At 62.7% G+C, this 23482-nt stretch carries 30 protein-coding genes and 1 tRNA gene; 23 read left to right on the forward strand and 8 right to left on the reverse strand.

The annotated features are described in order from the left end of the window. Positions 1 to 66 precede the first annotated feature (66 nt). The gene (locus C8J36_RS04640; RefSeq protein WP_062593212.1) at positions 67 to 702 is read left to right on the forward strand and encodes a MarC family protein; all 636 of its coding nucleotides are present in this window, start codon (positions 67 to 69) and stop codon (positions 700 to 702) included. A 102-nt stretch (positions 703 to 804) separates the two neighbouring features. On the opposite strand, the gene C8J36_RS04645 is transcribed toward C8J36_RS04640, so the two are convergent. Continuing rightward, complete coding sequence (locus tag C8J36_RS04645; RefSeq protein WP_062593214.1) at positions 805 to 1023, reverse strand: hypothetical protein; 219 nt, start codon at positions 1021 to 1023, stop codon at positions 805 to 807. Positions 1024 to 1186: 163 nt separating this feature from the next. Here C8J36_RS04645 and C8J36_RS04650 point away from each other — a divergent pair, with 163 nt between their 5' ends. Further along, positions 1187 to 1540: a hypothetical protein gene (locus C8J36_RS04650; protein ID WP_132533091.1), complete on the forward strand. Its 354-nt coding sequence runs from the start codon at positions 1187 to 1189 to the stop codon at positions 1538 to 1540. A 59-nt stretch (positions 1541 to 1599) separates the two neighbouring features. On the opposite strand, the gene C8J36_RS25710 is transcribed toward C8J36_RS04650, so the two are convergent. Continuing rightward, positions 1600 to 1974, reverse strand: coding sequence for a hypothetical protein (locus C8J36_RS25710; RefSeq protein WP_348631349.1), 375 nt, complete (start codon positions 1972 to 1974; stop codon positions 1600 to 1602). A gap of 170 nt (positions 1975 to 2144) precedes the next feature. Here C8J36_RS25710 and C8J36_RS04660 point away from each other — a divergent pair. The 10 genes from C8J36_RS04660 (at position 2145) to C8J36_RS04705 (ending at position 10047) form a co-directional block, all read left to right on the forward strand. Next, a tRNA-Asn gene (locus C8J36_RS04660) sits at positions 2145 to 2219 on the forward strand. 133 nt (positions 2220 to 2352) lie between these two features. Further along, positions 2353 to 2535 (forward strand): hypothetical protein, encoded by a 183-nt coding sequence (locus C8J36_RS04665; RefSeq protein WP_132533093.1) that lies wholly within the window; start codon positions 2353 to 2355, stop codon positions 2533 to 2535. Positions 2536 to 2592: 57 nt separating this feature from the next. After that, positions 2593 to 2868, forward strand: a complete 276-nt coding sequence (locus C8J36_RS04670) for a hypothetical protein (protein WP_132533095.1) — start codon at positions 2593 to 2595, stop codon at positions 2866 to 2868. Between the two features lie 126 nt (positions 2869 to 2994). Then, positions 2995 to 4446 carry a deoxyribodipyrimidine photo-lyase gene (locus tag C8J36_RS04675; protein ID WP_132533097.1) on the forward strand — a complete coding sequence of 484 codons (1452 nt, stop codon included), beginning with the start codon at positions 2995 to 2997 and terminating at the stop codon, positions 4444 to 4446. After that, a complete protein-coding gene (locus C8J36_RS04680; RefSeq protein ID WP_132533099.1) occupies positions 4443 to 5783 on the forward strand; it encodes an FAD-dependent oxidoreductase in 1341 nt (446 codons plus the stop codon). The genes C8J36_RS04675 and C8J36_RS04680 overlap by 4 nt, the downstream gene beginning before the upstream one ends. Then, positions 5780 to 6679, forward strand: a complete 900-nt coding sequence (locus C8J36_RS04685; protein ID WP_132533101.1) for a DUF1365 domain-containing protein — start codon at positions 5780 to 5782, stop codon at positions 6677 to 6679. Before C8J36_RS04680 ends, C8J36_RS04685 begins: the two co-directional genes overlap by 4 nt. Before the next feature lie 42 nt (positions 6680 to 6721). After that, positions 6722 to 7975 (forward strand): cyclopropane-fatty-acyl-phospholipid synthase family protein, encoded by a 1254-nt coding sequence (locus C8J36_RS04690; protein WP_132533103.1) that lies wholly within the window; start codon positions 6722 to 6724, stop codon positions 7973 to 7975. Positions 7976 to 8027: 52 nt separating this feature from the next. Continuing rightward, the gene (locus C8J36_RS04695; protein WP_245506459.1) at positions 8028 to 9329 is read left to right on the forward strand and encodes an MFS transporter; all 1302 of its coding nucleotides are present in this window, start codon (positions 8028 to 8030) and stop codon (positions 9327 to 9329) included. Between the two features lie 6 nt (positions 9330 to 9335). Further along, complete coding sequence (locus C8J36_RS04700) at positions 9336 to 9734, forward strand: multidrug efflux SMR transporter (protein WP_132533107.1); 399 nt, start codon at positions 9336 to 9338, stop codon at positions 9732 to 9734. Further along, positions 9721 to 10047, forward strand: coding sequence for an SMR family transporter (locus C8J36_RS04705; RefSeq protein WP_062596428.1), 327 nt, complete (start codon positions 9721 to 9723; stop codon positions 10045 to 10047). The genes C8J36_RS04700 and C8J36_RS04705 overlap by 14 nt, the downstream gene beginning before the upstream one ends. On the opposite strand, the gene C8J36_RS04710 is transcribed toward C8J36_RS04705, so the two are convergent. Next, on the reverse strand, positions 10035 to 10874 hold the full coding sequence (locus C8J36_RS04710; protein WP_132533109.1) for an SDR family NAD(P)-dependent oxidoreductase: 840 nt from the start codon (positions 10872 to 10874) through the stop codon (positions 10035 to 10037). The two genes, C8J36_RS04705 and C8J36_RS04710, sit on opposite strands and share 13 nt — an antisense overlap. 98 nt (positions 10875 to 10972) lie before the next feature. Further along, positions 10973 to 11635: a ChrR family anti-sigma-E factor gene (locus C8J36_RS04715; protein WP_132533111.1), complete on the reverse strand. Its 663-nt coding sequence runs from the start codon at positions 11633 to 11635 to the stop codon at positions 10973 to 10975. A gap of 303 nt (positions 11636 to 11938) precedes the next feature. Between C8J36_RS04715 and C8J36_RS04720 the strand changes: the two genes are divergently transcribed. The 5 genes from C8J36_RS04720 to C8J36_RS04740 all read left to right on the forward strand — a co-directional run bounded on the left by C8J36_RS04720 (position 11939) and on the right by C8J36_RS04740 (position 15886). Then, on the forward strand, positions 11939 to 12982 hold the full coding sequence (locus tag C8J36_RS04720) for a cysteine synthase A (RefSeq protein WP_062596431.1): 1044 nt from the start codon (positions 11939 to 11941) through the stop codon (positions 12980 to 12982). Continuing rightward, positions 12975 to 13742 (forward strand): alanyl-tRNA editing protein, encoded by a 768-nt coding sequence (locus C8J36_RS04725; protein ID WP_245506460.1) that lies wholly within the window; start codon positions 12975 to 12977, stop codon positions 13740 to 13742. Before C8J36_RS04720 ends, C8J36_RS04725 begins: the two co-directional genes overlap by 8 nt. 82 nt (positions 13743 to 13824) lie before the next feature. Continuing rightward, the gene (gene sseA / locus C8J36_RS04730; protein WP_132533113.1) at positions 13825 to 14679 is read left to right on the forward strand and encodes a 3-mercaptopyruvate sulfurtransferase; all 855 of its coding nucleotides are present in this window, start codon (positions 13825 to 13827) and stop codon (positions 14677 to 14679) included. Positions 14680 to 14831: 152 nt separating this feature from the next. Then, on the forward strand, positions 14832 to 15344 hold the full coding sequence (locus C8J36_RS04735) for a GNAT family N-acetyltransferase (RefSeq protein WP_132533891.1): 513 nt from the start codon (positions 14832 to 14834) through the stop codon (positions 15342 to 15344). 68 nt (positions 15345 to 15412) lie between these two features. After that, complete coding sequence (locus C8J36_RS04740) at positions 15413 to 15886, forward strand: DUF1203 domain-containing protein (RefSeq protein WP_132533115.1); 474 nt, start codon at positions 15413 to 15415, stop codon at positions 15884 to 15886. Between the two features lie 4 nt (positions 15887 to 15890). Here C8J36_RS04740 and C8J36_RS04745 read toward each other — a convergent pair whose 3' ends face one another. Together C8J36_RS04745 and ilvA are read right to left on the reverse strand one after the other, a co-directional pair. Beyond that, on the reverse strand, positions 15891 to 16205 hold the full coding sequence (locus C8J36_RS04745; protein ID WP_132533117.1) for an HlyU family transcriptional regulator: 315 nt from the start codon (positions 16203 to 16205) through the stop codon (positions 15891 to 15893). Positions 16206 to 16284: 79 nt separating this feature from the next. Next, complete coding sequence (gene ilvA, locus C8J36_RS04750; protein WP_132533119.1) at positions 16285 to 17538, reverse strand: threonine ammonia-lyase; 1254 nt, start codon at positions 17536 to 17538, stop codon at positions 16285 to 16287. Between the two features lie 279 nt (positions 17539 to 17817). On the opposite strand from ilvA, the gene C8J36_RS04755 reads away from it, so the two are divergent. Both C8J36_RS04755 and C8J36_RS04760 read left to right on the forward strand, forming a co-directional pair. Continuing rightward, positions 17818 to 18366, forward strand: a complete 549-nt coding sequence (locus C8J36_RS04755) for a hypothetical protein (protein ID WP_245506461.1) — start codon at positions 17818 to 17820, stop codon at positions 18364 to 18366. Next, positions 18363 to 19100, forward strand: a complete 738-nt coding sequence (locus C8J36_RS04760) for an HAD family hydrolase (protein WP_132533123.1) — start codon at positions 18363 to 18365, stop codon at positions 19098 to 19100. The genes C8J36_RS04755 and C8J36_RS04760 overlap by 4 nt, the downstream gene beginning before the upstream one ends. Here the strand turns inward: C8J36_RS04760 and C8J36_RS04765 are convergent. Further along, positions 19097 to 19849 (reverse strand): competence/damage-inducible protein A, encoded by a 753-nt coding sequence (locus C8J36_RS04765; protein WP_132533125.1) that lies wholly within the window; start codon positions 19847 to 19849, stop codon positions 19097 to 19099. The two genes, C8J36_RS04760 and C8J36_RS04765, sit on opposite strands and share 4 nt — an antisense overlap. A 170-nt stretch (positions 19850 to 20019) precedes the next feature. Between C8J36_RS04765 and wrbA the strand changes: the two genes are divergently transcribed. The 3 genes from wrbA to C8J36_RS04780 all read left to right on the forward strand — a co-directional run bounded on the left by wrbA (position 20020) and on the right by C8J36_RS04780 (position 21744). Then, positions 20020 to 20619 (forward strand): NAD(P)H:quinone oxidoreductase, encoded by a 600-nt coding sequence (gene wrbA, locus C8J36_RS04770; protein WP_062596439.1) that lies wholly within the window; start codon positions 20020 to 20022, stop codon positions 20617 to 20619. 211 nt (positions 20620 to 20830) lie between these two features. Further along, a complete protein-coding gene (locus C8J36_RS04775; protein WP_132533127.1) occupies positions 20831 to 21319 on the forward strand; it encodes a DMT family transporter in 489 nt (162 codons plus the stop codon). Next, positions 21316 to 21744 (forward strand): DMT family transporter, encoded by a 429-nt coding sequence (locus C8J36_RS04780; protein ID WP_132533129.1) that lies wholly within the window; start codon positions 21316 to 21318, stop codon positions 21742 to 21744. Before C8J36_RS04775 ends, C8J36_RS04780 begins: the two co-directional genes overlap by 4 nt. 12 nt (positions 21745 to 21756) lie before the next feature. On the opposite strand, the gene C8J36_RS04785 is transcribed toward C8J36_RS04780, so the two are convergent. Then, complete coding sequence (locus tag C8J36_RS04785; RefSeq protein WP_165914991.1) at positions 21757 to 22809, reverse strand: metallophosphoesterase; 1053 nt, start codon at positions 22807 to 22809, stop codon at positions 21757 to 21759. Between the two features lie 248 nt (positions 22810 to 23057). Between C8J36_RS04785 and C8J36_RS04790 the strand changes: the two genes are divergently transcribed. Next, positions 23058 to 23303, forward strand: a complete 246-nt coding sequence (locus C8J36_RS04790; RefSeq protein ID WP_132533133.1) for a DUF2188 domain-containing protein — start codon at positions 23058 to 23060, stop codon at positions 23301 to 23303. Positions 23304 to 23482 lie beyond the last annotated feature (179 nt).

Below are 23482 nucleotides of genomic sequence, written 5' to 3' on the forward strand. Positions count from 1 at the left end.
CCCTTTACCCGTAATGCAGCTTGAGACTAACTGATCTCCCGCGCGAGACGCGCACCGGAGAGCGGCATGCCCGATACCGACCTTCTGATCAACGCGCTGACCACGATCCTCGTGACCATCGACCCTCCGGGCCTTGCACCGATCTTCCTGAGCCTGACTGCCGGAATGAGCCGAAGCGAACGAAAGCAGGTCGCCTCGCGCGGCAGCTTGATCGCGTTCTGCATCCTCTCCGTCTTCGCGCTATTCGGAGATAGCATCCTCGGGCTGCTCGGCATCTCCATCGGCGCCTTCCGCATCGCCGGCGGACTTCTGCTGTTCTGGATCGCCTTCGAAATGATCTTCGAAAAGCGCAACGAACGGAAGGAAAAGACCGGCGAGACGGCAACGCTCCGCGACCACATCGAAAACATCGCCGTCTTCCCGCTGGCCCTACCGCTTATCGCCGGACCGGGTGCGATCTCGGCGACCATCCTTCTGGCGGGCTCCTATCCCGGCACCGTTGGGCGGCTGCAGCTCATTCTCGTCATCGCCGTCTGCGTGGCGATCCTGTTTGCAGCGCTGGTGATTGCGGAGCGCATCGATCGGTTTCTCGGCCAGACAGGGCGCGCGATTCTCACACGCCTGCTCGGCGTCATCCTCGCCGCGCTGGCCGTGCAATTCGTCGTGGATGGCGTGACCTCCGCATTCGCGCTGAAGGTCTGACCCCTCCGATCGAAGGTCTGACCCGTCCGATCGAAGGTCTGGCCCGTCCGATCGAAGGTCTGGGTGGGCGATCGTCCCTGACGCGCTGCCGGCACCCGAACGCTACTGGTAGAAGAAGCAGACGCAATCTGCCTTCGCGGCATCCTCGGCCGCCCAGACGCGCGCCGCAAGACGGCTCGCCTCGCCCTTCTCTCCCAGGCGCAGACCGAGCAGCGACGTCGCTGCCAGCTTGGCATTGACCGCATCGACCTCCACCATCCTGCCGACCTGATGGACGCCGTCGCGCGGCGTCCAGGTGAAGAATTGAACATTGTAATGCATGGCGTTCCTCCCGCTCATACCGACGCGGTCGCTCCTCACTGGACCGCTTTTTAACCATATCACGAAATTGCGCAAATCCATATGGCTTCGGGGATGCGGGAGGTGTGAGGGAACTTACGGCCCCTCTGCCCGTTGCTCCCAACGAGAACCCGAGGAGATGACCATGGCAAAAATAGTGGACGAGCGCGGCGATGTCAGATCGACGCAGGAACTGAACAAGAAGGTCACGTTGAACCCGACCGAAGCGCGTCAGGGCGGCGTCGGGCGGCCGGTCCTCATGGTGCTGATCGGTGGATTGTTTCTCGCGCTGATTGCCTGGGGCGCGGCGGAAATGTTCGGCGAAAGCACCGACAACGACGCGGCGACCGATCGCCAGCAGACGGAGCCCGCTCAAAACGGCCAGGCCGCACCGGCCAATCAGGGAACGATCGACAACACGCCGGCCAATGGCGAGCCGATGCAGCCAGCCCCGACCGATCGCGACCCGACGCCGCAGACAGGAACGACCAACGGCTAAAGCTTATCGACAGCGCAATGTTTGGAAAGGCCGGTTCGAACCGGCCTTTTTGCTATCCGTCAGTCGGACTTGAGTTTCGCTGCGGCTTTGGCGCGCTTGCGGCGCTCCCACCAGACGGCCATGCGACGGCGTCTTCGACGGATGTAAGACGAGTCGTGCGAGAGCACTACGAGGCCGAGCGGCACCATCCAGAATCCGAGAATGGGCAGGAAGCCCAGAAGACCGAAGACGACCAGCAGACAGCCGATCAGGACCCGCAACCACTTTTGCCGGGGAAGCGGCATGTGCCAGGAGCCGATCGAAATCTGCGGGCCATGCCGCCGGGGGTGTGGCGAGCGTGCTTCGGCGGACCCGGTGCCTGCATCCCCTGTCTTCGGGTGTGCGTTCTCAAGGGCTTTGCCCGCCGGGCCTGCAACTGCGTCAACCTCGTCCATCACGATCCAATCCGGCGATGCGATATGAGACGACCCCTGTCGTCCGCTCTGCCCCTCAGGTGTGTTTCGAGGGTGAGTTTGTCCACAGCAGGACGTGCTTTTTTGAAAAAAGCGCTTGGCAAATCGAAAAAGCATCCGTATTAGCAGCCTCACTTCTGCAGCGCAGATGTTCCCTGGTAGCTCAGCGGTAGAGCATTCGACTGTTAATCGACAGGTCGCCGGTTCGAATCCGGCCCGGGGAGCCATTTTCTTCTTCAGATCATGGCATGCGGCTCAGCCGCCTTTCTATCGCATCCTGATATCCAGTTTTCCGTCCCGTCTCTTGCGATGGAACTTCCGTTCGCGGCCCGTGTTTTGGGTCAAAGCGGAGAACGGATCATGGATCGCAAAGATCATCTTCAGATATCGGAGCAGGCAAAGCCGGATGACGTTCAACCGACGGCGGATGATACCCTCGCCCGCGAGACCCCATCGATCGCGCCGACATTCGTGAAGCCGGAAGACGTCGCTGACGACAGCGATCGTCCTGTCGTCAATCCCGTCACGGGTGGTGCATTCTGACGCTGACCTGCCCAGGAACCACGGTCTCACTTTCCCCAACCAAACCGAGAGCGATCGATGAAGAAGACTGCAATCGTTGCCCTCTGTAGCGCCTTGTCGCTGACGGCCTGCACGCCTTATCAGGTGCGGCCGATCCCCGGGAGCATCACCTATAATGGGCAGCCCCGAACGAAACTGACAAAGGCCCCGATCGGCAGCACGTTTACGAAGCAGATCACCGACGAATTGGGGTGCCCGGCGATCGAGACGTATCGCATCGAACCGGACAGATCTCTCACGCTCCTGCAGCGGTCGCGTCTGTCCTCTTCCGGGGGCATTGGGTTCGTCTGCTGAATCCTGACTCCTGACGCCTTTCGGAATTTCGGCCTCGCCTTTGCGTCATGCGTATGTTTTTGAAACCTTCTTGATCCACAACACGTCCTTGGCCGTAAGACCGCCAAAGGCAACAGACGGGTTGAGATGGACGACGTGCATCATCGGGACAAGGCTCCCATCATCGTATGGTTTCGCAAGGACCTCCGGACGGACGATCATCGTGCGCTGGCCTCCGCTGCCGAAACCGGTCGTCCGGTCATCCCCCTCTATATTCGCGAAGATCAAGCCGAGGCCGGCCCGCTCGGCGAAGCGCAGGCGTGGTGGCTGCACCATTCCCTGACGTCTCTCGCGGATCGGATCGAGAAACTCGGTTCGCATCTCATCCTCCGAAGCGGCGATGCGGAAACGGTTCTTCAGAAGCTCGTCCAGGCATCAGGTGCCACCGCCATTTTCTGGAACAGGCGATACGACCCGGTTGGCATCGCCATCGATAAGCCCTTGAAAGAGACGCTTTCGTCCGATGCGCTTGAGGTGGTGAGCTTTTCCGGCGCACTCCTGCACGAGCCTTCGCGCGTCAAGACGAAGACGGGCGGTCCCTACAAGGTCTACACGCCGTTCTGGCGGGCGGTCGAGGCCGGGGGCGAGCCTCCCGAGCCGGTCGACGCGCCGAAAGTGCTGGAGGCACCCGCGCGTTTTCCATCTTCGGAGGCGCTTGCGGATTGGGGGCTGTTGCCGAAGCGCGATTGGGCCGCGGATTTCGCGGAGCGTTGGGAGCCGGGCGAGACATCCGCGCGCGAAAAGCTCGAGGACTTCACCGAGAGCACCATCGACGGATATCGCGCATCGCGGGAGCGGACCTGGGAGGCGGGAACGTCGCGGCTGTCGCCGCATCTTGCGATGGGCGAGATCTCCCCTGCCCGCATCTGGCACGCGACGCGCGGTCTCTCCAAAGCCGACACGGCCGATGTCATCACCTTCCGCAAGGAGCTCGTCTGGCGCGAATTTGCCTATCACCTCCTGTTCCACAATCCCGATATGCCGACCGAGAGCCTGAACCGGAAATACGACAAGCTGGGCTGGACGAAGGGCGACAAGGATTTCGATCGCTGGACGAAGGGCCTGACCGGTTTTCCCATCGTGGACGCCGGGATGCGGGAACTGTGGCGCTATGGGACGATGCACAATCGCGTTCGCATGATCGTCGGGTCCTTTCTGGTGAAGGATCTGCTGATCGACTGGCGGCGCGGCGAACGCTGGTTCCGGGATACGCTCGTGGACGCCGATCCGGCCAGCAATGCCATGAACTGGCAGTGGGTGGCGGGCTGCGGCGCCGATGCGTCCCCCTTTTTCCGCGTCTTCAATCCCATCACGCAGGGCGAGAAATTCGACACCGATGGGCTCTATGTCCGTGAGCACGTGCCGGAACTGGCCGAGTTGCCGAGCAAATGGATCCATCATCCGTTCGATGCCCCGGCCGCCGTTCTCGCCAAAGCCGGTGTCAAGCTCGGCGACACCTATCCCGAGCCGATCGTCGACCATGCCAAGGCGCGGGACCGCGCGCTTGCCGCCTACCGCAATATCAAGGATGCCGCATGACCCTCACCCTTCCCGCCGGCCTCTCTGGAACGAATGGAAGACTGTCGATCGCCGTGGTCGGTTCCGGCATTTCCGGCAGCTCGGCCGCGTGGGCCCTGCGCGATGTTCACGATGTCACGCTTTACGAAAAGGCCGAACGGCCGGGCGGGCATACTGCGACCGTAGAGGTCGATTATGATGGCCGACGCATCGCGGTGGATACCGGCTTCATCGTCTATAACGAGCCGAATTATCCGAATCTGAAAGCGCTGTTTGCCGAACTGGACGTCGAGACGCTGCCGAGCAGCATGAGCTTTTCGCTTTCGCTCGATCATGGCGCACTGGAATGGCGCGGCGGTCCGTTCAGCGGCCTGTTCGCGCAGAAACGCAACATGCTGCGCCCCTCCTTCCTGTTGATGCTGAAGGAGATTCTGCGCTTCAACAAGATCTGCCTTGTCGATCGCGATGCGGGCCGGCTGTCCGAAATGTCGATCGGCGACTATCTCGACTGGCGTCGGTTTTCGCCCGGTTTCACCAACAATTATCTGCTGCCGATGGCGGCCGCGATCTGGTCGGCGCCTGCCGCGAAAATGCTGGAATTTCCAGCCGATCATTTCATCCAGTTCTTCGACAATCACCGCCTCGTCTATGCGACGCCGCACCCGTGGCGCACAGTGGCCGGCGGCAGCCGCGTCTATCTCGACAAGCTGCTCGCGCCGCTTGGCGACCGCCTGAAGCTCGACTGCGGCATCCGCTCCATCCGACGCGACGGGCGCAAGGTTCATGTGACCGAGAACGACGGGACGGTGCGGGTCTATGACAAGATCGTCATTGCCGCGCATTCCGATCAGGCGCTCGCCATGCTGGCCGATGCGACTCCGGAGGAACGCTCGGTGCTGGCGGCGGTGCCCTACAAGCCCAACCGCGTCGTCCTGCACCGGGATGCCGCCCTGATGCCCAAGCGCCGGAAGGTCTGGGCTTCCTGGAATTATCTGCGCTCCACCCGTCCCGGTGCCGATACGCAGGTGGCGGTGACCTACTGGATGAACAGCCTGCAGGCGATCGATCCCGCCTGCCCGCTCTTCGTGACGCTGAACCCCGAACGCGAACCCGATCCGCGCCTCGTCTTTTCGGAATTCACCTATGACCATCCGCAGTTCGACGCCGGATCCGTCGATGCCCAGCGCCGCCTGAAGGCTATCCAGGGCGACAACGGCACGTTCTTTGCCGGTGCGTGGACGGGCTATGGTTTCCATGAAGACGGTCTGTCGTCGGGCCTCGCAGCCGCGGAGGCGCTCGGCGGCATGATCCCCTGGCGGCTTGCCTCAGTTCCCGTCTTCGCCGAAGCTGCGGAATGACCCATAGGCTCACCGACGAAGGATGCCTGCAGGGGCCGCCGGCGGAATCGGCGCTGCTCTATGCCGGGACTGTGATGCACCAGCGGATGAAACCGTTGGGACACCGGTTTTCCTACGGCGTCTTCTCACTGATGGTGGATCTCGACCGGCTCGCCGCGGCAGCAACGCTCAGTCGCGTGTTCTCCGTCGATCGTTTCAATCTGATCTCTTTCCACCAGAGCGATCACTCCGGTCGGCACGACATCTCGCTTCGCGTCTATATCGACGGCCTGTTGCAGGAGGCTGGGCTTGCCGTTCCGGCGGCCCGCGTGCTTCTCGTCTGCTATCCGCGCATCCTTGGCTGGGTCTTCAATCCCATTGCCGTCTATTACGCGTATGACGCATCCGATGCGCTGGTGGCGCTTGTCTATGAGGTGCGCAACACCTTCGGCGAACGGCACACCTATGTCTGTCCGATCTCGGACGGGCAGGTCAGTGCGGCCGGCATCCGGCAGGAATGCGACAAGATCTTTCATGTGTCGCCATTCATGCCGATGGCGATGCGCTACCGGTTCCGAATGATCCCGCCGGGCAAGGACATCCGCTGGCGCATCCTCGAAACGGATGCGGAGGGGCCTGTGCTTTCCGCGACTTTCTCCGGCCAGGCGAAGCCTTTGACCACCGGCACTCTTCTGCGTCTTGTCGGCCGGATCCCGCATCTCACCTTGAAGATCGTGGCCGGCATTCACTTGGAAGCAGCCAAGCTGTGGTGGAAAGGCGCACGGTATATCCCGAGGCCCGCACCGCCGGGACCGACGAGCGTTTGGACCGACGATCTGCGCCGCGAGGCGCCGGCTGCCCGCCGGCTTTCGCCACAACCCACCTCCCACCCCGAGACTTGCAGCCCGGCCGAATAAGGCTATTTTGTGTAAGTTCGATATTTGCCGAAAGGTTGTGCGATGCGTTCAGCTGAGACATGGCGCGATGAGAAATCGCCCGCGGAGCGATTGTCAAAGGACAATATTTCTCGCTTCATCAAAGGTTTGCCTGCAAAAGCTCAGATGGTACTTCGCGGTCTCGTCCATATGGAAGCGGGCTGCCTGCATCTGACACTTCCCGACAGCCGGACGTTCGTGATCAAGGGGCGGGCACCGGGGCCGGAAGCCGCCGTGACGCTGCACAACTGGAACCTGCCCCAGCGCGCCTTGGCGAACGGGACCATCGGCGTGGCGGAAAGCTACATGGATGGTGACTGGGAAAGCCCCGATGTCGGCGCCTTTCTCGAGCTCTTTCTCGTCAATGCGGAAATGGGTCGTCACTTTCCCAATGGTGCGCGCGGTGTGCTTCGCCTTGTCGAGAAACTGCGTCACTGGATGAACGCGAACACCAAAGCCGGTTCCAAACGGAACATCTCGGCCCATTACGACCTCGGCAACGCTTTCTACGAGCAATGGCTCGATCCGTCGATGACCTATTCTTCGGCGCTCTACGCGAATGGCGCCGAGGACCTGCAGTCGGCCCAGAGAGCGAAGTACAAGGCCCTCGCCGATGCCGCCGGCATCGGGCCCGACGATCATGTGCTCGAAATCGGCTGCGGCTGGGGCGGATTCGCCGAATATGCGGCGAGCGAAATCGGCTGCCGTGTCACCGGCCTCACAATCAGCCGCGAGCAGCTGGATTTCGCCCGCGCCCGCATGGAGAAGGCCGGATTGACCGACAAGGTCGATATCAAGTTTCAGGACTATCGCGACGAGACCGGCACCTATGACAAGGTCGTCTCGATCGAGATGTTCGAGGCTGTCGGGGAAAAATTCTGGCCCACCTATTTCTCGCAGGTGCGCCGCTGCCTGAAGCCGGGCGGTCGCGCCGGGCTGCAGATCATCACCATCAAGCCGGAATCCTACAGAGAATATCGTGCCAATCCGGATTTCATTCAGAAATACGTCTTTCCTGGCGGCATGCTGCCGACGCGCGAGCATCTGGTGTCGCTCGGCTCCAAGGTCGGGCTGACCATGGTCGGCGACCGCGGCTTCGGTCTCGACTATGCCCGTACGCTTGCCGAATGGCGGGAACGCTTCTGGTCGGTCTGGCCGAAAATCGAGCCGCTCGGCTTCGACATCCGCTTCAAGCGGCTCTGGGAATTCTACCTGTTCTATTGTGAGGCCGGTTTCCGGGCAAAGAACATCGATGTGCGACAGGTCGTCTATGAATGAGCCTTCGGACGGGCGGGGCACAACCGCCCGTCACGCGGACGCAAAGCTGCCGGTGCGCATTCTTCTTGCCTATGCCCTGCCCGCAGCACCGCTCGCAGCGCTTGGGCTCCCGCTCTACTCGCTCGTGCCGACCTACTACACCGAAACGCTGGGGGTGCCGATCGCCACGGCCGGATGGGTCATCCTGTTGATCCGGCTGTTCGACGCCGTCTCGGACCCGCTGGTCGGCTATGCCGCAGACCGCATGGACCCGGCCTTCGGCCGGCGCCGTCTCCTGTTTCTGTTGTCGCTCCCGGTCGCAGCGCTCGCCGCCATGATGCTCTACTGGCCGGCCGAAACGGCGGGTGCCGGATGGCTCGGGGTCTGGGGGTGCGTCGTCTCGCTCGGCTTCACCATGGCCATGGTGCCCTACTCCGCCTGGGGTGCGGAACTCGTCGGTGACTATCACGGGCGCACGCGCCTCTCCGCCTTTCGCGAGACCTTTACGCTGATGGGCACGCTGATCGCGATCATCCTGCCCTTTGCGATCGGTTTCGAGCAGAAAGGACTGTCCGGTCTCGCCGTTCTCGGCATCCTCGTCGGCATCGGCCTGCTCGTCCTCGGGGGCCTTACCGTTCGCATGGTGCCCGAACCTGCGAACCGCACGCAGACGCGACTGTCGCTGCCGGAAGCGTTGCGCTTTCTGGTGTCGAACAAGCCGTTCCTGCGCTTGGTGCTCGCCTACTTCCTCAACGGGCTTGCCAACGGCATTCCGGCCACGCTGTTTCTCTATTTCGTCTCCGCACGGCTCGGCCTGCCGGAGATGCGCGGGCCGCTGCTCTTTCTCTACTTTCTCTGCGCGATCGCCGGTATCCCGCTCGCCAGCGCCTGCGCCAGCCGCTTCGGCAAGCATCGCGCCTGGGCCGTTGCCATGCTCGTTGCCTGTGCCGTCTTCCTGCTGGCGCCGTTTCTCGCCCTCGGCAGTCTGTACGGTTTTGGCGCCATCTGCGTGGTCACCGGCATTCTCTTGGGGTTTGATCTCGCGCTCCCGCCGTCGATCCAGGCCGATGTCATCGATGCGGATACGGCCGTCTCCGGCGAACAGCGGGGCGGCTTCTATTTTGCGGCCTGGGGACTGGCGACGAAGTTGTCGCTCGCGATCGGTGCCGGCCTCGTCTTCCCTCTCCTGTCGGCAGCGGGGTTCGATCCCGCCAGGGGTGCCGGCAACACGCCGGGCGCCCTGTTCGCGCTGGCTGTCCTCTATGCCTGGGTGCCCGTGGTCCTCAAGCTCTGCGCTATCGCGCTGATGTGGACATTTCCGCTGGACGAGCGCATGCAACGTCAGCTACGCGAAGCCATCGACCCCAGCGCTTGAGAGATCATGACCCTTGACCCGCCCACCGGCCCGCGGCGCGCCCGCCGGCTTGCCTGGCTTTATCTCGCATTGGCGATCCTGATCGAGGTCGTCGGTCTCACCGTCATGAAGGCGGCCAGCGTCAATGGCGGCGTGGCCGGCTATATCGTCATGTATGTGGCGATCGCCTTCTCCTATGTCTGTCTGGCCAAAGCCGTCCGGACACTGCCGGTCGGCGTTGCCTATGCCATCTGGGAAGGATCGGGCATTGCGCTGATCACGCTGGTATCGGTTTTCTTCTTCCACCACGATCTGAGCCTACGGGAACTGATCGGCCTTGGCATGGCCGTTCTCGGCATCATTCTCGTCAATGCGGGCGAGGACCATGGAGCTGCAACGTCAGGAGCTGCCGATGAGCGTGCCTGAATTGCCCTTCCTCCTCGCCGTGCTGGCGGGTCTGTTCGACGTCGCGGCGAACCTGGCCTCCAGCAAGTCCGAAGGCTTCTCCCGCAAGGGCTGGGGCGTCCTGTCCATTCTGCTGGTGCTCATTGCGTTCGCCTTCCTGGCGCAAGCCGTCCGCGGCATGGACCTTGCCGTCGCCTATGGCATTCTCGGCGCGACGGGCATCTTCGGAACGGCGATCAGCGCACGACTGCTCTTCAAGCAGAAGCTGAAACCGATCGGCTGGGTCGGTCTTGCGCTGGTCTTCGGTGCCGTCGTCGTGCTTCACACGGCCTGAGGCTCTTCCGGCTTTCCGCGAGGCGCCCGCGCCTTGACGGAGGGACGCTTCTTCCAGCCCGTGGCGGCATTCACCAAAGGGAAATAGAGCCAATAGGGCAGGATATTGACGGCTTTCAGGACGTAGGTGAAGCGCTTCGGGAAGGTGATCTCGAAGCCCGAGCCCTGAAGACCCGCGACGATCGCGCCTGCCGCGTCTTCCGGCGAGACTAGAGCCGGCATGGGAAAGGCGTTTTCCTTCGTCGCCGGCGTATCGACGAAGCCGGGATTGACCACCTGGATGCGGATGCCCTGTTTGTCCAGATCGAACTTCAGGCTTTCGGCCATGTTGATGAGGGCCGCTTTCGTCGCACCATAGGCGCCGCTCGTCGGCAGGCCGCCATAGCCGGTGACGGAGGAAACGATCGCGATCTGTCCCTGGCTGCGGGCCTTCATGTGACGAATGGCAGGCAGCAGGCAGTTCACCACGCCGTTGAGATTGACCGAGAAGGTCTCCTGAAAATCCTCAAGGTGCAGATCCTCGCCATGGACCGGTTTGAAGACGCCCGCGTTCAGCGCCACCAGTGCCAGTGTTCCGTGATCATATTCGATCGAGGCGATCACCCGCTCCATGTCGGCGGGATCGGTGACGTCACCGTCGAGCACGATGATGCGGCCCGGACCGGTCGCCTCGCGCTGGAGGGACACCAGCTTGTCATGGCTGCGGGCGGTGACGACCACCCCAAAACCTTCGGCGACGAGCTTGAGCGCCAGAGCCCGCCCGATTCCCGAGCTTGCGCCGGTGACCCAGGCAAGACCATGTTCCGGACGTGCGACGAAAGACGACATGACAGTTCTCCCAAGTCTGTGCGGACAGCCTGTTTTCGTGATTGAACGATGAAATAGAGCAGGCGCCCGATCCGGAAAGGCGACCAGACTGCGGCGTTTCAGCCAATCAGATCGCTGAGGCGGCGTCCGAGAGACCCGCGTAATTTGACCGGTGCATCCGTGACCGCGAAGACGATGCAATGCTCGCCGCTTTCGGCGACCGGTCGATGGTCAAGGCTGTCGTCGGCCACCGAAATATCACCGCGGCCGAATCGGCCCCTGACATCGCTAAAGGCGCCGTGCAGCACCAGCGACAGCTCGAAACCTTCATGTGTGTGCTCGGGAATCGCCCGACCAGGCCGGATCCGGTAGAAAGAGACGTCGCAGCCATCAATCTTGCCGAGCGTATATTCCTTGAGGCCCGGAAGCTTCCAGCGCCACGGCACGTCGTCGCGGTCGAATCCTGCAAAATCCCGCAGTGCTCGCGGCCAGGCGTCCGTCTCGGCCTCCGTCTCGGCATGCCGCTGGGCGGTGTCCGCTGCATGCTGGAGAGGAGCACTGGACAGGATGGTTGCAATACGGTTCTCAGGATCGCTGATCGGCGCGGGATCGAGCGTCTCCATCAGATCGCCGGCCGCCGTCTCGAAGGCAGCGACCGTCTGGCGGTTTGACGGCTTCAGTTCCAGATGCGCCGCGACGAGGACGCGGGCGGGCTCCGGCAGAATGCCAGCCGCATAATGCGCCATCAACGTATCCACCGTATCGAATTCGCTTGTCGTCATCACACCCTATCCACCGTCCCCTCCCGAGGCCTCCCTCAGACGATAATGTTTTCTTACGATCCTGTCTCGCCCGTGGATCACCGAAAATTGCGCCGTCCGTTTGAAGACAGAATTTGCGCCCAAGACGTCTCCGGCAAAACCGTTTTTCTTGTAGCGGCCGGTTTGCAAAGGCAAAACGAACGGACAGTCACCCCGAACCCCGGTTCCCATCATCGCCGGCCTTGCCGCTGCCTGCTGCACGGCTATGTTGCGCTGAAGCCTGCCGATGTTCCCATTGCGATTCTCCGCCAAGAGGTCCCAGATATGCCCGCATTGAATTCCGTCCTCGACGCCATCGGCAATACGCCCCTCATCCGCCTGAAATCGGCGTCGGACGCCACCGGCTGCACGATTCTTGGAAAGGCCGAGTTCCTCAATCCCGGTCAGTCGGTGAAGGATCGCGCGGCCCTTTCGATCATCCGTGCGGCCGAACGTGCCGGCGCGCTGCGCCCGGGTGGCGTCATCGTCGAGGGAACGGCCGGCAATACGGGCATCGGCCTTGCGTTGGTGGCGCAGGCATTGGGCTATCGCACCGTCATCGTCATTCCGGAGACGCAGAGCCAGGAGAAGAAGGACGCGCTGAAGCTTTTAGGGGCCGAACTGGTCGAAGTCCCCGCCGTGCCCTACCGAAATCCCAACAATTACGTCAAACTCTCGGGACGGCTTGCCGAGCAGCTGGCCCGCACCGAGCCGAACGGCGCCATCTGGGCAAACCAGTTCGACAACACGGCGAACCGGGCAGCGCATGTCGAGACAACCGCGCCGGAAATCTGGCGCGATACCGACGGCAAGGTGGACGGTTTTATCTGCGCCGTCGGCTCCGGCGGCACGCTCGCCGGCGTGGCCGAGGGTCTGCGCGGTTTCAATCCGGACATCAAGATCGGCCTTGCCGATCCGGAAGGCGCCGCCCTGTTCAGCTACTATACCGAGGGCGCGTTCGCTTCTCCCGGCAGCTCGATCACGGAAGGCATCGGCCAGGGCCGCATCACGGCGAACCTCGAAGGCTTCACGCCCGATTATTCCTATCGCATTCCGGATGCCGAAGCGGTCCCCCTCGTGTTCGACCTGATCGAGAACGAAGGGCTCTGCCTCGGCGGATCCTCGGGCATCAACATCGCCGGCGCGATCCGGTTGGCGCGCGACCTCGGGCCGGGACACACGATCGTGACGATCCTCTGCGACTACGGCAACCGCTATCAATCCAAGCTTTTCAACCCGGATTTCCTGAAGTCGAAGGGATTGCCGGTTCCCGAGTTTCTGATCCGGCAGAGCAAGATCGACATTCCCTACGAGGCCGGCAATGCCTGACGCCATGACGCCACCCCAGGCGGGTCAGACCGTCGCGCTGTTTCGCGACGACTTCTATCTCTCGACCTGCGAAGGACGGGTGACCGATGTCCTCGAAGACGGCGGCATCGTGCTCGACCGCACCTGTTTCTATGCGACGTCCGGCGGTCAGCCGGGAGACAGCGGTTTCCTCGAGCGTGCCGACGGAAGTCGGATCGAGATCGCGACCACGCGGACGGGTGCGACCAAGGATATCATCGTGCATGTCCCCGCCGCCGATCAACCGAGGCCGGCGGCGGGCGAGGAGATCGTCGCACATATCGACTGGCCGCGGCGCTACAAGCTGATGCGGATGCATACGGCCTGCCATCTTCTCTCCGTCGTGTGCCCCTACCCCATCACGGGCGCGGCCGTGGGCGAGGACGAGAGCCGGGTCGATTTCGACATGAGCGAGACGATCGACAAGAACGACGTCTCCGAGAAGATGATGGCGCTGGTTCGGGAAAACCATCCGATAACGCTGCGATGGATTTCCGACGAGGAGCTTCTGGCCAACCCCGACATCGTCAAATCGAAGAACGTTCGTCCGCCTGTCGGTCTTGGCCGCGTGAGCCTGGTCTGCATCGGCGAGGATGCCGCCATTGACAGCCAGCCCTGCGGCGGCACGCATGTGTCGGAAACACAGGAGGTGGGCGAGATCCACATCGCCAAGATCGAGAAGAAGGGCAAGGAGAACCGGCGCTTCCGCATTCGCTTCGGCTCTCCCGAGCCGGTGGCCTGACGTCGCCCTGTTTCTGCCACCCACATTTTCAGCAACCGCGTCTTCAGCAACATCATTCCACCGTCAAAAGGGATCTGCCAGCATGCGTGAAGAGAAAAGCCCATTCGTCGTCGGCAGCGACTGGCTGCAGGAGCGCCTCGGCGATGCCAACCTGCGGATCATTGACGCCTCCTGGTATCTGCCGGCCCACGCGCGTGATCCGAAGGCCGAATATGCCGCCGGGCACATTCCGGGCGCCGTCTTCCTCGACCATGACGCGATCTCGGACGCAACCAGCGGACTGCCGCACACGCTTCCGAGCCCGGAGGCTTTTGCCGCTTTTGTCGGGGCGCTCGGTATTTCCGAGACGAACACGATCGTCGTCTATGACGGGCCCGGTTTCTTCTCCGCGCCTCGGGCCTGGTGGATGTTCCGCGTGATGGGCGCGCCTGACGTCTATGTGCTCGACGGCGGCCTCGATGGGTGGACGAGCGAGGGTCGGCCGGTGACGCCGGAGGCGACAGCCGTATCCCCGGCCGTCTTCACCCCGACCTTCGATGAGAGCGCCGTTACGTCGTTTCACCAGATGACGGAGATCGTCGGAGACGGCAGCCGCCAGATCGCGGATGCCCGCAGCCTTGGCCGCTTTAGCGGCGAGGAAGCCGAGCCCCGCGCCGGCATGCGCTCCGGCCATATGCCGGGGGCTCGCAGTCTGCCGGCCGGCAGCTTCGCCACGAACGGGCACTTCAAGTCTCTGCCCGCGTTGCAGAAACTCGTCGCGGATGCGGGGATCGACCTCGAAAAGCCGGTCGTCACCAGTTGCGGCTCCGGTATCACGGCAGCGATCATCACGCTGGCGCTGCAATCTCTTGGACATAGCGATAATACACTCTACGATGGTTCTTGGTCGGAATGGGGGAGTCGCGCGGATACCGCGATCGCAACCGGTAAGCTCTGAACGGCCAGCAAGCCTTGAGTGGGAAGAGTGGAACACGCATGGAATTGGTAGACGCAGTCGCAGGAAATGCCACGGAAACCAACACGCAGGCAGATGCCGGGGTCGTTCTCACGCCGGGGCAGCCGGTAACGATCCACATCACCGAACTGGAGATGAGGGCCGCGCCGAAGCAGAGCCTGCCCTTTCCGGTGAATATCCAGACGGCGCTGATGCGTGTCGCCGAGATCCCACCGGCCTATTACCGGTTCCTCTATCTGCAGGTCGGCCGCCGCTGGCACTGGGTCGATCGCCTTCGTCTCGACGACGAGGCTCTGACCGCTGTGCTTCACGACAAGCGAAACTGCGTGACCGTGCTTTACGTCAATGGCGCGCCGGCCGGTTTCTTCGAAGTGCTGCATGTGGATGAAGACACGGTCGAGCTGACGCATTTCGGTCTGTTCGAGCGCGCACTCGGCCTCGGTCTCGGCAAGTGGTTCCTGCTGCAGGCGCTCTACGGCTGTTGGAGCTATGGCCCGAAAGTGGTCAAGGTCCAGACGAACAACCTCGACCATCCCCGTGCCATCCAGCTTTACCAGCGATTCGGCTTCTCTCCGGTCGCCACCCGGGAAGATCAGCTCGTCCCGTTGAGCGAAGACGAACTGCTCTCGCTCGTCGCGAAACTTTAGGCGTCCGGAAACGGGTGTCGCCTGCGCATCCGTCTGGTCATGATCCCTGAACCATCAGGGAGACCATCATGACGAAGATCCGCTTTACCGCCATGCCGACGGCTGATGCAATGCATATCTGGAATGGCGGGGCAGACGCCTACGACCTTGCCCCGGAACGCTTCGTTTCGGACGGGGATGGCAACCCATGCCGGCATTGCCTTGAGGATATCGCACAGGGGGAACCAGCCATGCTCCTTGCCTACAGGGCATTTCCCACGCTGCAGGCCTATGCGGAGAGTGGGCCGATTTTCCTGCATGCAGCACCCTGCGCCCGCTACGCTGCGGAGGAAACACTGCCGCCGATTTTGAGCAGTCGGGATTACATCGTCAGGGGCTATGACGAAAACGATCGCATCGTCTACGGGTCAGGCGCGGTTACCCTGACCGAGGCAATTGCCGCCCGCGCATCGGATATGCTGGCGCGGCCGGACATCTCTTATGTGCATGTGCGCTCGTCGCGAAACAATTGCTATCACTGCCGCATCGACCGCGCGCCGTGATGGTTCAGACCTGGCGGGACACGGCACCGTCCGAGAAAAGCGACGGGCCGTTTTCGTCGATGATCTGGTGCGCTTTGCGCAGCGCCGCCGATGAGGCTTCGTCAGAAGACGAGAACATATCGGCCCGGATGAAGCTGCGCGACACGGTCTGTCCGCCCACAGTCTTTTCGATGACGCCGGAGAGCCGGTACTGACTGCCCTCCTTCATCGGCGTCGCCCGGATCAAGCAATCGCCATAGGTTTCGGTGGAGCCGGAGGCGGCTTCTGGAGCGGTTTCGGACGCGCTGCGGCCGAAGAGACGGGAGAAAAACGATGCCATGGAAAAGATTTAGCCTTGGTGAATGTCGTTGTCAAAGTGTCGGCGCATCGTCCAGCGTTTCGAAGCCGGAGACCTGCGTTCAGATCACGAGATTGGACAGGATATCGTTGTCGGTGATGTCCTGATATTTCAGGCCCGCTCCGTCGAAGGCCGCCATCAGCCTCGGAAAGTTTTCCGGCCGCTTGGTTTCGATGCCGATGAGGATCGAGCCGAAGTTGCGGGCTGACTTCTTCAGATATTCGAAGCGCGCGATGTCGTCCTCGTCTCCGAGAAGTCCGAGGAAATCCTTGAGCGCGCCGGGACGCTGGGCCATGCGGAGAATGAAGTATTTCTTCAGGCCCATATGCCGCATCGCCCGCTCCTTGACGTCGGGCAGCCGCTCGAAATCGAAATTGCCGCCGGATACCACAGCCACGATGGTCTTGCTGGCGAGCTGGACCGGGTCCAGTTCGGCAAGCGCGGTGATCGCGAGCGCCCCCGCAGGCTCCAGCACGACGCCCTCGAGGTTCAGCATCTCGGTGATGGTCACGCAGATCGCGTTTTCCGGCAACAGAAGCGTCTGGCGTGCGGAAAAGTGCTTGAGCCGCTCGAAATTCAGGTCGCCGATCCGGCCGACGGCGGCGCCATCGACAAAATTGTCGACCTGCTCCAGCGTCACCACCGCCCCCGTCTCCAGGCTGCGCTTGAGGCTCGGCGCGCCTTCCGGTTCGCAGAAGACGAAGCCATTCGGATCGACGCTGCCGTCGAGATAGCCCGTCATGCCGGCGGAGAGGCCGCCGCCGCCGACTGGCATGATCACCAGGTCGGGAACCACGCCCTCCGGCAATTGCGCAGCGATTTCCGCGGCAACGGTCGCCTGCCCTTCGACGATATCGGCATGGTCGAACGGCGGCACCAACATGCCGCCTGTCGCCTCCACATGCTCACGCGCGGCCCTGTAGCACTGGTCGAAGATGTCGCCGATCAGCTTGATGGTGATGAAAGGGCCGCCGAACATCCGCGTCTTGTCAATTTTCTGCTGCGGCGTCGTGACCGGCATGAAGACGATGCCTTCGACGCCGAAGTGGCGGCAGACGAAGGCGAAGCCTTGCGCATGATTGCCGGCGGAAGCGCAAACGAAGATCCGGTCGCGCGCACCGGTGGCGATCGCTTTCCGGAAGAAGTTGAAGGCGCCGCGGATCTTGTAGGAGCGCACTGGCGAGAGATCTTCCCGCTTGAGGTAGATCTTCGCGCCATATCGCGCGCTGAGGTGGTCGTTGAGCTGCAACGGCGTCTCGGGGAAAAGCTCGCGCAAGGCCAGCGCTGCCGCGTCCACATCCTGCCTGAAGCTCATCGCCCTGTCCCTCTTGTTCCCGGTCAATCGCGGCGGCAGCGCAGTCCATGACGCCGCCCATATGCCGGATGCTATGCCACAGACCGGGCGAGGATGCCATGCGAGGCCGACGACACAGCGTCAGGCTTGACTCATCTCGGCAAATTGCGAAACTTCGTGCGGGATGAGGCGGTTATGCCGGACACTGCCGGGGAGCGGCACTGTCGAAGCTTGGGAGGACGGGGAGAGATGCGGTCGATTTCGAAAACGGCGCGGGCGTTTTGCGTGGCGGCGGCGGTCATGGGTGTTGGTTGCGGGTCTGCGCTGGCCGGACCGCTCGCGGATGCCGCCTCGCGTGCCGAGCAAATGGCCACCGCCGGCGATGCTGCAGGGGCACGCACCGCCATCCGCGATGCCATGAGCGATTTTCTGGCCGGCTTGCCGTTCGCCGTGGGCACGGCGACCTTCGTTACGGGCGATCCCTCCGGCTTCGGCATGTTCGAGCCTCGACCCAACAGCGTCTTCAAGCCAGGTGAGAAGATCGTCGCCTATATCGAGCCGTTGGGACTGACCTGGAAGCCGGCGTCCACGCCGGATCGTTTGGAGACGCGGTTCTCGGTGGACTTCGATCTTCTGGACGACAAGGGCGCCGTTCTCGGCAGCCAGAAGGCGTTCGGTAATTTTACCTTTACCGGCGTCAGCAAGAATTCGGAAATCTTCGCGACGCTGACGCTCGATGTCAGCGAGGCGCCGGTCGGCGCTTATGTGTTGCGCTACCATCTGAACGACACCAATTCCGGCAAGACTGCTTCGGTCGACCTCCCCTTTTCCATCGCGGCGGCGCCATGACGGCACGTGAAGCCCTGCCGCGGGCGGAGGCCTCGCCGCTTCTGGTCGGGTTCGATGCCGACGACACGCTCTGGCAGAACGAGCAGTTCTATCGCCTGACGGAGGAAGCTTTCGCGGCGCTGCTTGCCGATCACTGCGACGCGGCCGATCTGTCCGCGCGTCTGCTGGCGGCCGAGCGCCGCAATCTCGCGCTCTATGGTTTCGGCATCAAGGGCTTTACGCTGTCGATGATCGAAACGGCGCTGGAACTGACCGATGGCACGCTTCCGGGTCATGTCGTCGGGCGCATTCTGGAGATCGGGCGGGAGATGTTGCGCCACCCGGTCGATCTGCTGCCGGCGGCACGCGAGACCCTGGAGGCCCTGGCCGGCCGATACAGGCTGGTGCTGATCACGAAAGGCGATCTGTTCGACCAGGAACGCAAGCTTGCCGCCTCCGGTCTCGGGCCGTTCTTCGACGGCATCGAGATCGTCAGCGACAAGACAGACGCCACATATCGCGGCATCTTCGCCCGGCATGGCGTGGATGCGCGCCGCTGCGTCATGATCGGAAACTCGCTGAAGTCCGACATCCTTCCGGTGCTTGCCTGTGGCGGCAGCGCCATCTTCATCCCGCACGACCTGACATGGGTGCACGAGCACGCAGAGGCGCCGGTCGATGAACCGCGCTTCTTTCAAGTGGCGGATCTCTCCGCCGTGCAAGATATCCTCGCGGCGATCGACCGAAAAGTCTAGGTGCGCCGGCTGGCCGCAATGGAATCGAGCATGGCCCGCACATCGGCTTCCGCCGCCGCGAGCACCGCTTCCTCGCGGGCGCGGATGACAAGCTCCGTCGAAAAGGACGTGCCGTCGAATTTTGGATAGGAGCCGATGCTGGTGTCCGGATGCGCCTTCTGGACCTCACCCAAAGGCCCGCCGATATCGCCCTCGCCGAAGGGCGACGGCACGGAGCGCGACAGGACGGTAGCGCCCGTCTTCAACGTCGGCAGCACGGCTTCGAGCATCGCCTGAAAAACCTGGGGAACGCCGGCCATGACATAGACATTGCCGATGATGAACCCCGGCGCCGTGGAGACGGCATTCGGAATGTGCGTCGAGCCGTTCGGCATGCGCGCCATGCGGCGGCGCGCCTCGGTGAACTCCAGGTTTCGACGGGCATACATGTCCCCCAGCAAGGTCATGGCTTCGGGATCGTGAATGCATTCGACGCCGAAGGCGCGGGACACCGCATCGGCGGTGATATCGTCATGGGTCGGGCCGATGCCGCCCGAGGTGAAGACATAGTCGTAATGTCCGCGAAGACCGTTCAGTGCAGCGACGATCGCCTCCTCGTCGTCGGCAACGATTCGCACCTCCTTCAGGTCGATGCCCGAGATGGTCAGAAGATCGGCAAGATGCCCGATATTCTTGTCCTTCGTCCGGCCGGAAAGAAGTTCATCACCGATGGCCAGCATGGCGGCCGTTACGATCGTTTCCGTAGTCATCCTGCATTCCCTCATTCAAATTCGTGCGTTCTTGGGGTCCATCGTTCATCTTGAGACAGCCATTGTCAAATATTAGCGAACAGTCTGTTATCCCCAGCGTTTCTGACAGCGTCCGTGGGACGTGCTACAGCGGCGCTACGGCATTTACGCCCATCCTTTAGGAGATGACGATGGCAAAAGTTCTGGTTCTCTACTACTCGGCCTACGGTCACATCGAAGCCATGGCCTATGCGGTCGCGGAAGGTGCGAAGGCAGAAGGCGCCGACGTCGTCGTGAAGCGTGTACCGGAACTCGTCCCGGACGATGTCGCCAAGGCGTCGCACTACAAGATGGATCAGGCCGCACCGATTGCAACGGCGGCGGAACTGGCCGATTACGACGCGATCATCTTCGGCTGCGGCACGCGATATGGCGGCTTTGCCTCGCAGATGCGCAACTTCATCGACCAGACCGGCGGCCTGTGGTTCTCCGGCGCGCTCGTCGGCAAGGTCGGATCGGCCTTCACGTCTTCGGCCACCCAGCATGGCGGCCAGGAATCGACGCTTCTCTCCTTCATTCCGACGCTGCTGCATCACGGTATGGTCGTCGTCGGCCTGCCCTACGCCTTCCAGGGCCAGATGGGCCTTGAGGAGATCAAGGGCGGCACGCCTTATGGCGCCTCCACGATCACCGGTGGTGACGGCTCGCGCATGCCCTCCGAAATCGAACTCGAAGGCGCACGCTATCAGGGCGCACATGTCGCCAAGATTGCGGCCAAGCTGTCGGCCTGATCCGAGCAGTCGCCTCGATACCTTGCAAGGGCCGTCCGCACAGTGCTGCGGGCGGCCTTTTCCGTATGGGAGCACCGCTCGCCTCTCAGGGCCGATTGCAGACGGTTATGGCTTCGGCGACCCTGGTCTTCGCCGACTGTTTTTCATCGGACTTGCGCGACTCGGCGGGATACCCGAGTGATGCCGCATCCGCAGACCGTTGAGGATCGTCATGACAGCCACCTCGCCACTCGAAAACCCGCGTCCGCTCGTCTTTCTCGCGGCATTTGCGGCGGGCGGGCTCCTGACGCTGATGGTGCATTTCAACGGCGAACTTGCCCGCTATGGCAATCCGCTCTTCTCATCCTGGACGGCCCATGGCACGGGCACGATCGCCGCGATCGTCTTTCTCGGCCTTCTTTACCGGCGCGGTCGCGTCAAGACGGAGGGCCGCCCGCCCGCGCCGCTCTGGGCCTATCTCGGCGGCCTCTCCGGTGCCGCGACGGTGATGCTGTCATCGACCGCCGTCAACTCGCCGCTCGCCCTTGCAGGCACCCTGTCGCTCGGCCTGTCCGGACAGGCGATCTTCAGCCTTGCAGCGGATCATTGGGGGCTCTTCGGCCTGCCGAAGCGGCGGCTGACGGCCCGCAACCTTGTGGCTCTCGCTCTGATTCTTGCCGGAAGCGCGCTCATCATCCTGGAAGGGCGGAATCCGGCATGATCGTCGCGGTCCTTCTTGCCTGTTCGGCCGGCATCCTCATCGGCATCAGCCGCCAGATCAACGGGCGCCTCAGCCTCTCGACGTCGCCTCTCATCGCATCCTTCTGGAACCACGTCGTCGGCTTCGCCTTCCTGACGGCTCTCGGCCTCGCGCTCGGGGATCTGCTACCGGAGGGTGTGGGAAAGGTGCCGTGGTACGACTATCTCGGTGGGCCGATCGGCGTCGTCTTCGTTGCCGCGGGCAGCTGGGTGATCGCGCGGATCGGCGCGGTCAACACCGCCCTGATGATGATCGGCGGTCAGATGGTCTCCAGCGTCCTTCTCGACCTCGCTCTCTCGGTGCCGACCGCCCTTCTCCCAACGGGACTGGGTGTCGCCCTCGTCCTTGCCGGGATCGCACTGTCCCAGGGCAAGCGGCGATCCTGACGCGCGCACCCGTTACCTGCCGGCAAGGCTTTTCGAGAAGCCGGTGGTAAAGGTCACGCCACCCTCTTCGCCGACGGCCTCTCCGAGAGCGACCTCCATGCGTGTCTCCGTCACCCGGACGACCGCAAAGCCACCCTTGAAGGCAGCCTTCGGCTTGAAGACGTCGATACCGCCGACCTTGTAGGCCATCGGCGTATCGTGCTCGTGGCCATGGAAGATGCCGATGACGTTGTAGCCCTTGAGAATATCGAGAAGTGCCGCCCGCTCGGCGTCGCTCCACCAATGCGGCTCGCCGGTTCCCTGATCGTCGAACGTCTCGTGGCCGGCATCCCAGCGCTCGATCGAGAACGCGTCCCAGCCGTAATGCTGAAACAGTACGACGGGACGCCCGTCGGCCGCGGAGGTCGCAAGGTCTTTCTTCAGCCAGTCGAGCCCGCTGACGGCACCCTTCCGATCATCGCCGCCGAAGCGCTGAAGCTGCACGAGGTGAAGCCGTCCCCAGTTCCAGGCGTAATTGTCCGAATCGACGTCGTAATTGTCGGCGGGAAGCGATGGCGTGAAAAAGACGCTCGGACGGTGATTAACCTCGACATAGTCGCGGAGTTCCCGTCGGTACCAGTCGGGATGGCTCGGTGGACCATCCTGGTCGAGATCGTGATTGCCGAGGCCGACATAGACCGGCATGTGCATGTGCTGGGAGTCCGTTCCCTGGGCATAGCGCTGACTGAACTGGCGCAGTTGCCACCCTTCGCCCGGCATGGCCACCTGCCCGCCGCCATCATCGGTGATATCGCCGCCCAGGACGAGACCGGCGGGCGGGCCGACCATCCGGCCGGCGCTGGTCAGCCCGCTCGGTGCGCCGGCGATCATGTTTGGCCAGAGCTGGGCCGGAAGGCCGTTCAGGGCACGGATGTGCCGCAGAAGCGCCGCATCCGTCTTGCCTTCCGCCTGGCAATCCGGCGAGAGGCCTTCCGCCATGCGGCAGGCATGGACGTCCGTGGCAAAGAGGAAGGTCACATCCGTCTCCACCTGCTGCGCCTGTGCGGGAGGCACGACGAGCAGCATCACCAACGACGCGAGCGTCGCCGCGTCGACCGGGCGGCGATTCCTGCCGGGCTGCTCCATCATCGTCTCCCATCGAACCTTTGCGAATTCGGTTCATCTCCGTGCTAGCATGATCGTTGCAGGCCGCAAGAGCCAGCGTTCCGCCATCCGGCCGGCGCGAGCGGTCTGCCGCTTCCGGAACGAACGCCGCCTGTCGTCCGTTACCCCGCAGGCGGAGACCGCCACAACGGACAGAGAGGGAGACAAGCATGGTCAAGGTCGTTTACGAGATCGTCGAGCACGATGGCGGGTGGGCCTATAAGGTCGGCGACGTCTTCTCGGAGAGTTTTCCGACCCATGAGCACGCCTTGCACGCGGCCAAGGCCGCAGCGGCAGAGCAGCAGGTTGGCGGATCGGATGAAGAAATCAGCTTCCAGGACGCCTCCGGCCAGTGGCACGAAGAACATGCCAGCGGCGGAGATCGCCCGGAAGCCGTTGTCGAAGATAAGGGCTGAACGTCGAAAATTTATGGTGCCTCTCTCCTGTTAAGGAGAGAGGCTTAAGGTTTAGGTGATGAAACCGCCGATGTGCGGATCGGCACAGTCTCTATCTCGCGTAAGGCACGGCTTTGCAACGTGAAGCTGTTGTTAAGCTTTACGGGAAGGGTTAACCGGTCGCCGTTGCGGCTTGACGA

Origin of the sequence: Rhizobium sp. PP-F2F-G48, from assembly GCF_004342335.1 — a bacterium.
GTDB lineage: Bacteria > Pseudomonadota > Alphaproteobacteria > Rhizobiales > Rhizobiaceae > Ferranicluibacter.

Bases quoted from the DNA above. Each gene is read 5' to 3' on its own strand.
- C8J36_RS25710 (WP_348631349.1), bottom strand. From the start codon at position 1,974: ATGGACGAGGTTGACGCAGTTGCAGGCCCGGCGGGCAAAGCCCTTGAG.
- C8J36_RS04670 (WP_132533095.1), top strand. From the start codon at position 2,593: ATGAAGAAGACTGCAATCGTTGCCCTCTGTAGCGCCTTGTCGCTGACG.
- wrbA (WP_062596439.1), top strand. From the start codon at position 20,020: ATGGCAAAAGTTCTGGTTCTCTACTACTCGGCCTACGGTCACATCGAA.
- C8J36_RS04720 (WP_062596431.1), top strand. From the start codon at position 11,939: ATGCCCGCATTGAATTCCGTCCTCGACGCCATCGGCAATACGCCCCTC.
- C8J36_RS04725 (WP_245506460.1), top strand. From the start codon at position 12,975: ATGCCTGACGCCATGACGCCACCCCAGGCGGGTCAGACCGTCGCGCTG.
- C8J36_RS04780 (WP_132533129.1), top strand. From the start codon at position 21,316: ATGATCGTCGCGGTCCTTCTTGCCTGTTCGGCCGGCATCCTCATCGGC.
- C8J36_RS04745 (WP_132533117.1), bottom strand. From the start codon at position 16,205: ATGGCATCGTTTTTCTCCCGTCTCTTCGGCCGCAGCGCGTCCGAAACC.
- C8J36_RS04765 (WP_132533125.1), bottom strand. From the start codon at position 19,849: ATGACTACGGAAACGATCGTAACGGCCGCCATGCTGGCCATCGGTGAT.
- ilvA (WP_132533119.1), bottom strand. From the start codon at position 17,538: ATGAGCTTCAGGCAGGATGTGGACGCGGCAGCGCTGGCCTTGCGCGAG.
- C8J36_RS04735 (WP_132533891.1), top strand. From the start codon at position 14,832: ATGAGGGCCGCGCCGAAGCAGAGCCTGCCCTTTCCGGTGAATATCCAG.
- C8J36_RS04740 (WP_132533115.1), top strand. From the start codon at position 15,413: ATGACGAAGATCCGCTTTACCGCCATGCCGACGGCTGATGCAATGCAT.
- C8J36_RS04785 (WP_165914991.1), bottom strand. From the start codon at position 22,809: ATGCTGCTCGTCGTGCCTCCCGCACAGGCGCAGCAGGTGGAGACGGAT.
- C8J36_RS04685 (WP_132533101.1), top strand. From the start codon at position 5,780: ATGACCCATAGGCTCACCGACGAAGGATGCCTGCAGGGGCCGCCGGCG.
- C8J36_RS04705 (WP_062596428.1), top strand. From the start codon at position 9,721: ATGAGCGTGCCTGAATTGCCCTTCCTCCTCGCCGTGCTGGCGGGTCTG.
- C8J36_RS04755 (WP_245506461.1), top strand. From the start codon at position 17,818: ATGGGTGTTGGTTGCGGGTCTGCGCTGGCCGGACCGCTCGCGGATGCC.
- C8J36_RS04690 (WP_132533103.1), top strand. From the start codon at position 6,722: ATGCGTTCAGCTGAGACATGGCGCGATGAGAAATCGCCCGCGGAGCGA.
- C8J36_RS04640 (WP_062593212.1), top strand. From the start codon at position 67: ATGCCCGATACCGACCTTCTGATCAACGCGCTGACCACGATCCTCGTG.
- C8J36_RS04675 (WP_132533097.1), top strand. From the start codon at position 2,995: ATGGACGACGTGCATCATCGGGACAAGGCTCCCATCATCGTATGGTTT.
- C8J36_RS04665 (WP_132533093.1), top strand. From the start codon at position 2,353: ATGGATCGCAAAGATCATCTTCAGATATCGGAGCAGGCAAAGCCGGAT.
- C8J36_RS04680 (WP_132533099.1), top strand. From the start codon at position 4,443: ATGACCCTCACCCTTCCCGCCGGCCTCTCTGGAACGAATGGAAGACTG.
- C8J36_RS04650 (WP_132533091.1), top strand. From the start codon at position 1,187: ATGGCAAAAATAGTGGACGAGCGCGGCGATGTCAGATCGACGCAGGAA.
- C8J36_RS04775 (WP_132533127.1), top strand. From the start codon at position 20,831: ATGACAGCCACCTCGCCACTCGAAAACCCGCGTCCGCTCGTCTTTCTC.
- C8J36_RS04790 (WP_132533133.1), top strand. From the start codon at position 23,058: ATGGTCAAGGTCGTTTACGAGATCGTCGAGCACGATGGCGGGTGGGCC.
- C8J36_RS04645 (WP_062593214.1), bottom strand. From the start codon at position 1,023: ATGCATTACAATGTTCAATTCTTCACCTGGACGCCGCGCGACGGCGTC.
- C8J36_RS04715 (WP_132533111.1), bottom strand. From the start codon at position 11,635: ATGACGACAAGCGAATTCGATACGGTGGATACGTTGATGGCGCATTAT.
- C8J36_RS04700 (WP_132533107.1), top strand. From the start codon at position 9,336: ATGACCCTTGACCCGCCCACCGGCCCGCGGCGCGCCCGCCGGCTTGCC.
- C8J36_RS04760 (WP_132533123.1), top strand. From the start codon at position 18,363: ATGACGGCACGTGAAGCCCTGCCGCGGGCGGAGGCCTCGCCGCTTCTG.
- sseA (WP_132533113.1), top strand. From the start codon at position 13,825: ATGCGTGAAGAGAAAAGCCCATTCGTCGTCGGCAGCGACTGGCTGCAG.
- C8J36_RS04710 (WP_132533109.1), bottom strand. From the start codon at position 10,874: ATGTCGTCTTTCGTCGCACGTCCGGAACATGGTCTTGCCTGGGTCACC.